Annotated in this window: 6 protein-coding genes; 4 read left to right on the top strand and 2 right to left on the bottom strand. The window is 53.2% G+C overall.

Annotation, left to right across the window (positions count from 1 at the left end; all coding sequences use genetic code 11):
- From H6F57_RS11175 to H6F57_RS11165, 3 genes are all read left to right on the top strand, one after another.
- The coding region (locus H6F57_RS11175; protein ID WP_190795003.1) for a hypothetical protein at nt 1–153 on the top strand (153 nt) is incomplete at its 5' end.
- Between the two features lie 93 nt (nt 154–246).
- Nucleotides 247–2,448 carry a photosystem I core protein PsaB gene (gene psaB / locus H6F57_RS11170; RefSeq protein WP_190630878.1) on the top strand — a complete coding sequence of 734 codons (2,202 nt, stop codon included), beginning with the start codon at nt 247–249 and terminating at the stop codon, nt 2,446–2,448.
- Between the two features lie 142 nt (nt 2,449–2,590).
- Entirely contained in the window at nt 2,591–4,084 is a 1,494-nt protein-coding gene (locus H6F57_RS11165; protein WP_190630876.1) for a DnaJ domain-containing protein, read from the top strand.
- Between the two features lie 152 nt (nt 4,085–4,236).
- Here the strand turns inward: H6F57_RS11165 and H6F57_RS28355 are convergent, their stop codons facing one another.
- Together H6F57_RS28355 and H6F57_RS11160 are read right to left on the bottom strand one after the other, a co-directional pair.
- Nucleotides 4,237–4,422, bottom strand: coding sequence for an electron transporter (locus tag H6F57_RS28355; protein WP_190630874.1), 186 nt, complete (start codon nt 4,420–4,422; stop codon nt 4,237–4,239).
- A 370-nt stretch (nt 4,423–4,792) separates the two neighbouring features.
- Nucleotides 4,793–5,938 (bottom strand): aminotransferase class V-fold PLP-dependent enzyme, encoded by a 1,146-nt coding sequence (locus H6F57_RS11160; RefSeq protein WP_190630873.1) that lies wholly within the window; start codon nt 5,936–5,938, stop codon nt 4,793–4,795.
- Nucleotides 5,939–6,152: 214 nt separating this feature from the next.
- On the opposite strand from H6F57_RS11160, the gene H6F57_RS11155 reads away from it, so the two are divergent.
- Entirely contained in the window at nt 6,153–6,965 is an 813-nt protein-coding gene (locus tag H6F57_RS11155) for an A24 family peptidase (protein WP_190630871.1), read from the top strand.
- The last annotated feature ends 126 nt before the right edge of the window (nt 6,966–7,091 follow it).

Below are 7,091 nucleotides of genomic sequence, written 5' to 3'. Positions count from 1 at the left end.
TGGGCTCACAGCAAGCTGAAGGTAGCGCCCTCTATTCAGCCTCGCGCTCTGAGCATCACTCAGGGTCGGGCTGTGGGTGTGGCCCACTACCTACTGGGGGGAATTGCCACTACGTGGGCCTTCTTCCTGGCTCGGATTATCGCGGTGGGCTAGGTTTCTCGTCATGGAATCTCCTGGGGGCGCAGGCTCTGCGCCCCTACATCCGCACTCATGACTCAAATGTCGTACTAGAATCCGTTTTGATTCATGGCAACTAAATTCCCTAAATTTAGCCAGGACTTGGCCCAAGATCCGACCACGCGTCGGTTCTGGTACGGGATTGCCACCGCCCACGACTTTGAAAGCCACGACGGCATGACGGAGGAGAATCTTTACCAAAAGATCTTCGCCTCCCACTTTGGCCACTTGGCAATCATCTTTCTGTGGACCTCGGGCAACCTATTCCACGTCGCCTGGCAAGGCAACTTTGAGCAGTGGATCAAAGATCCGCTCAATATCAAACCGATCGCTCACGCGATTTGGGATCCTCACTTTGGCCAGCCTGCGGTAGATGCCTTCTCCCAGGCCGGGTCTTCGACCCCGGTGAACATCGCCTTCTCAGGCGTGTACCACTGGTGGTACACCATCGGCATGCGCACCAACAATGACCTGTACAGTGGCGCTGTCTTTCTGCTGATTTTGTCGGCGGTCTTCCTGTTCGCAGGCTGGCTGCACCTTCAGCCCAAGTTTCGCCCTAGCTTGTCCTGGTTTAAAAACGCCGAGTCTCGCCTCAACCACCACCTGGCTGGTCTGTTTGGCGTCAGCTCGCTGGCCTGGACCGGTCACCTGGTGCACGTGGCTATCCCCGAATCCCGCGGTGTCCACGTTGGTTGGGATAACTTCCTCTCGATGAAGCCCCACCCCGAAGGCTTGATGCCTTTCTTCACTGGTAACTGGGGGGTCTATGCCCAAAATGCCGACACCTCTAGTCATATCTTTGGTACGGCGACTGGGTCTGGTTCTGCAATTCTGACCTTCCTGGGCGGCTTCCATCCTCAAACAGAGTCTCTCTGGCTGACGGATATGGCCCACCACCACCTGGCGATCGCGGTGATCTTCATCATCGCCGGGCATATGTACCGCACCAACTTCGGTATCGGCCACAGCATCAAGGAAATCTTGAATGCTCACAAGCCCCCCGGTGGCGGTTTGGGTGAAGGACACAAGGGTCTTTACGACACCTACAACAACTCGCTGCACTTCCAGCTAGCGATTCACCTGGCTTCCCTCGGTGTGATCACCTCCTTGGTGGCGCAGCACATGTATGCGTTACCTCCCTATGCCTTTATGGCTCGGGATTACACCACCCAGGCGGCCCTCTATACCCACCACCAGTACATTGCTGGATTCATTATGGTGGGGGCCTTTGCCCACGGTGCGATCTTCCTGGTGCGTGACTACGACCCCAAAGCCAACCACAACAACGTGCTGTACCGCGTACTAGAGCACAAGGAAGCGATTATCTCGCACCTGAGCTGGGTGTCGCTGTTCCTGGGCTTCCACACTCTAGGTCTGTACGTGCACAACGACGTGGTGGTGGCCTTTGGCACCCCCGAAAAGCAGATTCTGGTTGAGCCTGTGTTTGCCCAGTGGGTGCAAGCCTGCTCTGGTAAGCTGCTCTACGGTTTCGACACACTGCTGTCGAACCCTGACAGCGTAACTCAAACTGCCAATGCCGTTTACCTGCCTGGCTGGTTTGATGCCATCAACAGCAACAAAAACTCGCTGTTTCTGACCATTGGCCCTGGCGACTTCTTGGTTCACCATGCGATCGCCCTGGGTCTGCACACCACCACCCTAGTCTTGGTCAAGGGTGCGCTGGATGCGCGCGGTTCGAAGCTGATGCCCGACAAGAAAGACTTTGGCTATGCTTTCCCCTGCGACGGCCCCGGCCGTGGCGGTACTTGCGATGTCGGTGCGTTTGACGCTTTCTTCCTGGCTATGTTCTGGATGCTCAACACCCTTGGTTGGGTGACCTTCTACTGGCACTGGAAGCATCTCGCTATCTGGTCCGGCAACGTGGCTCAGTTTAATGAGTCGTCTAACTATCTGATGGGCTGGCTGCGCGACTACCTGTGGCTCAACAGCTCTCAGCTAATCAACGGCTACAACCCCTACGGCATGAATAACCTAGCCGTCTGGGCCTGGATGTTCCTCTTTGGACACCTGGTTTGGGCTACCGGTTTCATGTTCTTGATCTCCTGGCGCGGTTACTGGCAAGAGCTAATCGAAACTCTGGTCTGGGCCCACGAGCGCACTCCCCTGGCGAACCTGGTTCGCTGGAAGGACAAGCCCGCTGCCCTGTCCATTGTCCAGGGTCGGGTTGTGGGTCTAGCTCACTTTACGGTGGGTTACATCCTCACCTATGCGGCCTTCCTGATAGCTTCGACCTCAAGCCGCTTCGGCTAGGTTGGGCTAGTTAGGTAAAGTAAAGAGCCCCGATGCATTGCATCGGGGCTCTTTGTTTATGAAAGTTTCTCTGCTTGTAGGGAATTCTGAGAGCGGTACACCTTCCTCTGATTTAGTCTGAAAGGACTGCTCTCATCCCAGTATGTCAAATCTTGACACCTGTTACCAATTATTCAGTCTCAAACCGGGTGCTTCAAAGCAAGATCTGAAGCAGGCTTACAAGCGGCTAGCAAAACAGTGGCACCCAGATAGATTTGCTAATGATCCTACTAACGCCAGAATTGCTGAGGAAAGAATCAAGGCGATTAATGTTGCTTATGAGATTTTACAAAACCATCAGGAAGGAGCAGTTGGGTACACCAGCTGTGCGCAGACCAGTACAACGGTAAGGACTCGAAAGGTAACGCCACAGGAATCTTTCGACAAAGCTAAATTCTTTGCAAAGAGAGGACAGTACACAGAAGCCGCTGAGGAATTGGGTAAAGCAGTTAAGCTCGATGTTAAATTCTCTGAAGCCTACTATTTCAGAAGCTTAATCTTCTCAGAAATTGGCTTTGATCATAGAAGCGCAAGTGACTTAAGAAGAGCGAGAGAACTGGGCTTCAACGCCGTCAACCTCGACCCTGAAGTTGTTGGAATCTTTGGCGTAAAATCCTGTCCAGCAAGAACTGGCCCTTCTGCTAGCAGAGAAAAGCCTAAAACAGAACAAAAGCCACCTGGAGTTAAGAAACCTGGCTATTCAGCAACGATTCATCCTGAGTCTGTCTTTGCAGAAATCTCAGAGCCGATTTGTGCAGTGGCCATTAGTCCAAACCAGAGATTTCTCGCTTTGGGAAAGAATAACGGCGATATTGACCTTTGGAACTATAAAGCGAGAAAGCAATTTTCCTGCCTGAAAGGTCATAAGGCGGAGATTACCAACTTAATATTTAGCGATGATAATCAATTTCTTTTTAGTAGTAGCCTTGATGGGACTGTAAATCTCTGGAGCCTCAACAACGGTTCCCTAGTTAAGTCAATGTTGATCTGCGATCGCGGAGTTACGGCCTTTGATCTCTGCTATTCACGCAAATTTATTATCACTGCCGATGCTGCTGGATTTATTCAGACATGGGATTTTCAGAAAAATAAAAAAATTAAACAAATAGTTCGCAAAAAGGCAGTAACTTTTTCAGTATTTCTAAACTCAACAGGAGATGGAGCCGTTTTTGGTGCTGAAGATGGTAGCGTTAATCTTTGCTACGTGTCTAGAGACGGCAGCGTGATGAATTTGAGGGGACATAATGAACCCGTTAAAGCTTTAGCCTTCTCACCTGGAAAGCAAATTTTTGCCTCTGGTAGTCTATCTGGTGAAATCTGCCTCTGGAAATATCCTAACCGGCAGCCAAAGATCATTTTTGAATCATTTCACCAATCAATTAATGCTTTGGTCTTTTGCTACAGCGGACAAGTTTTATGCGGCATGGATAAAAACGGTCGGCTCATTATTTGGGATGTTGGCTCGGGGGCCGTATTGCACAAAACAATGGCTCATGCAGCAGGCAATTCAAAACTAATTTCTTTGTCCAATGAGGCGATTCTCAGTACCCATTCCGACGGCACGGTTAAAATATGGAAAATACATTTGAGCGTATAGTTTCATAAATATCACGGTTGAGTTAAGCACCTGGCGATCGCACCCAAAGCAAATCCGTCTTTAAACCCGTTGAATTCACGGGTAACAAAAAACCCCTAGCCACGGCTAGGGGTTTTGCATATCAGCGACTTTATAAATTAAATCAATATCACCTAGGCTAGAAAACCGAGCCGTTGGCCATTAGCTTTAACCTTGCGAATTAGCGCTTGGTGCTCTTTGCTATCGATGCTAAAGCAATTGCAGAAGTTTGTAATAGTTTTGGAGTGAAGGGCGATCGCCTGACCCCGCAGCTTGTTAAATTTTGGGGTGCCCATAATATTGCGAACTAGCAGAACCATCGGTTGCAAACATAGCGCTCTTTCTCCAAAGGCTCTTAAAAACTGCTTGCGAAACTGAACAAAATTAGCTGACTGCCAGGGTGACCAGCGTTAGACCCGTCACTAAGAGAGTGGCGATCGCAGCTTTAAAGCCTAGAGAGTTGCGTCAAATCTGGGCGATCGCCTCTGCATGAGAAATTTTGCCACTTTAGTCTTCAGAAAAAGTAAACCAGGCCACCGCTGTCCTTGCGGCGGTGGCCTGGCCTCGGTGACTTTAGCCTGGTTTGGATGTGGGGCTAGTTGCTTAAGAACGCGGATTGAATAAAATCCGCGTTTTGTAGGTAGGCATCTTGTCTGACCTAGATAGCCGTTCTGGCTGTTCTATATTCATTTAATTCTTGAGCATTAAGGCTCGGTCTAAGTCAGCGATGAGGTCATCGACATGCTCTAGGCCAACGGAGAGGCGAAGCAGGTTAGGGGCGGTTGTCGTACCTTTCTCGATCGAGGCGCGGTGTTCGATCGCACTGTGGGGGCTACCAAAGCTGGTGGCGCGGGCGATCAGGTTGGTTTTGGCGGCGACTGCCATAGCTGTTTCCTGATCGCCTTTCACTAAGAACGAGAGCAACCCGCCATAGCCCTGCATTTGTTTCTGCGCGACGGCGTGGCCTGGATGCTCGGGCAAGCCGGGGTAGAGCACCTGCTCGATGGCCGGATGTTGGGAGAGCCAGGTGGCAATGGTTTGGGCCGCCTGGGCCTGGGCGCGTACCCGCAGGGGTAGAGTTTGCAGACCGCGCAGCGTCAGCCAGCAGTCGAATGGAGACGGCACCACGCCGCCGATGGTTTGCACCAGCCGCAGCTGAGCGAACAGTGAGTTTGTTTCGCGCGTTACGACTGCGCCGCCAATCACATCCCCATGGCCCGCCAGATACTTGGTGGTGGCGTGAATCACAAAATCGGCCCCCAGGGTGAGCGGAGTTTGCAGCACCGGGGAGGCAATGGTATTGTCGCAAGCCAGGTAGGCGTTGGCCTGGTGGGCCAGGTCGGCCACCGCTTGAATGTCGGTGACGGCCAGCTGTGGATTAGACGGAGTTTCGATCAGCACCAGACGGGTATTGGGGCGTAGGGCTTCGGCTACCGCCGCCAAGTCTGTCGTATCTACCAGGGTATGACTCAAGCCCCAGGGGGCAAAAACGTGGCTCAGCATTTGCTGCACCCCAAAATAGACGCTCTGGGGGGCAATCACATGATCTGCTGGGCTGAGGGCTTGCAGCAGGCTGAAGGTGGCGGCAGACCCGGAGGCAAAGGTGACGGTTTCTGACCCTTTCTCTAGCGTAGTGAGAGCTGCTTCGAGGGCGTCGCGGTTGGGGTTGCCGCTGCGGCCATAGATATAGCCTTTGGGATAGCTGCCATCACCGTCTCGTTCAAAGGTGGTGGAGAGATGAATTGGTGGCGTTAGCGCTCCCGTGGTGGGGTCAATGCTGCGGCCGCTGTGAATGGCCTGGGTTTCTGGGGAAAAGGGCGTGGCGTCGGGGGACATAGAATTAGGAAAGATGGGTTGCCCTTGATTTTATGGGCGTTAGCTGAGCCTGGCCATAGACCGATGGCCCAACCAGATCGTTCATCCCCAGCGTCCTGGGCATTCTAAACCTAGCTGGTCAATTAATTGAGACAACCAGACAGTCAACGGTACCCTCCCGCGACTGGTTTCGCCCCACATCACTACTGTCCTTTGTCCGCTTTACTGCCCTACTATGGATGCCCTCGTCACCTCTGCCCTTGTGTTTTTATTTGGTGCCGCTGTGGGCAGCTTTCTCAATGTGGTGATCTACCGGGTACCAGCGGGGTTGTCGCTGCTGCACCCGCCGTCTCGCTGCCCCAAGTGCCATACCCAGCTCAAACCCTACGACAATGTGCCGGTGCTGGGCTGGCTCTGGCTCAAAGGGCGCTGTCGCTACTGCCGCACGTCTATTTCTCCTCGCTACCCGCTGATTGAGGCGTTTACAGGGGCGCTGTTTTTGGCGACGTTTTGGCTGGTTGGCCCCACCTGGCTCACGGTGGGTTATTGGCTACTGCTGAGCTGGCTGGTGGCGCTGGCGTTTATTGATGTTGATACTCTGACGCTGCCCAACTCCCTTACCCAGTCGGGGTTGTTGCTCGGTTTGGGGGTGAAGTTTTTGCTACCGCTGCTTCAAGGTGACCCTTGGCCTAGTCCCATGCAAAGTTTGCTGGGTGGAGTGTTGGGGGCGGTCTTAGGCATTTGGATTTTTGACTTAATTACCCTGTTCGCCTCGGCGGCGTTAGGCCAAACGGCGATGGGCGGCGGCGATGCCAAGCTGGCGGCGATGCTGGGGGCGTGGCTAGGCTGGCAGGGAGTATTGCTCAGCGGGTTTTTAGCCTGTGTGGTAGGGGCGGCGGTGGGGGGCGGCGCGATCGCCCTCAAACTCATCAGTCGCCGTCAGCCCATGCCCTTTGGCCCGTTTTTAGCGATCGGTGCCGTGCTCACGCTGTTTTGGGGTGAGGCGTTAATCGGGGCTTACCGAGCGCTGTTTTTCCCCACCCTTTAACGTTGTCATTGTGCAAATTTTGCGGGTCGCGGTTGGACTTCTGCTACCTGTGTCCAACCCCATGGCCTTGACCAAGCTGGCTGAGGTAACTCATGATCGGTGGGGTGATTCCGAAACGGATCGCTA

Source organism: Leptolyngbya sp. FACHB-60, assembly GCF_014695775.1.
Taxonomy (GTDB): domain Bacteria; phylum Cyanobacteriota; class Cyanobacteriia; order Phormidesmidales; family Phormidesmidaceae; genus Nodosilinea.
This window is presented reverse-complemented; position numbering and strand designations above follow the sequence as displayed.

Excerpts from the sequence above, each read along its gene's own strand:
- H6F57_RS28355 (WP_190630874.1), bottom strand. The coding sequence starts at position 4,422 with ATGGTTCTGCTAGTTCGCAATATTATGGGCACCCCAAAATTTAACAAG.
- psaB (WP_190630878.1), top strand. The coding sequence starts at position 247 with ATGGCAACTAAATTCCCTAAATTTAGCCAGGACTTGGCCCAAGATCCG.
- H6F57_RS11160 (WP_190630873.1), bottom strand. The coding sequence starts at position 5,938 with ATGTCCCCCGACGCCACGCCCTTTTCCCCAGAAACCCAGGCCATTCAC.
- H6F57_RS11165 (WP_190630876.1), top strand. The coding sequence starts at position 2,591 with ATGTCAAATCTTGACACCTGTTACCAATTATTCAGTCTCAAACCGGGT.
- H6F57_RS11155 (WP_190630871.1), top strand. The coding sequence starts at position 6,153 with ATGGATGCCCTCGTCACCTCTGCCCTTGTGTTTTTATTTGGTGCCGCT.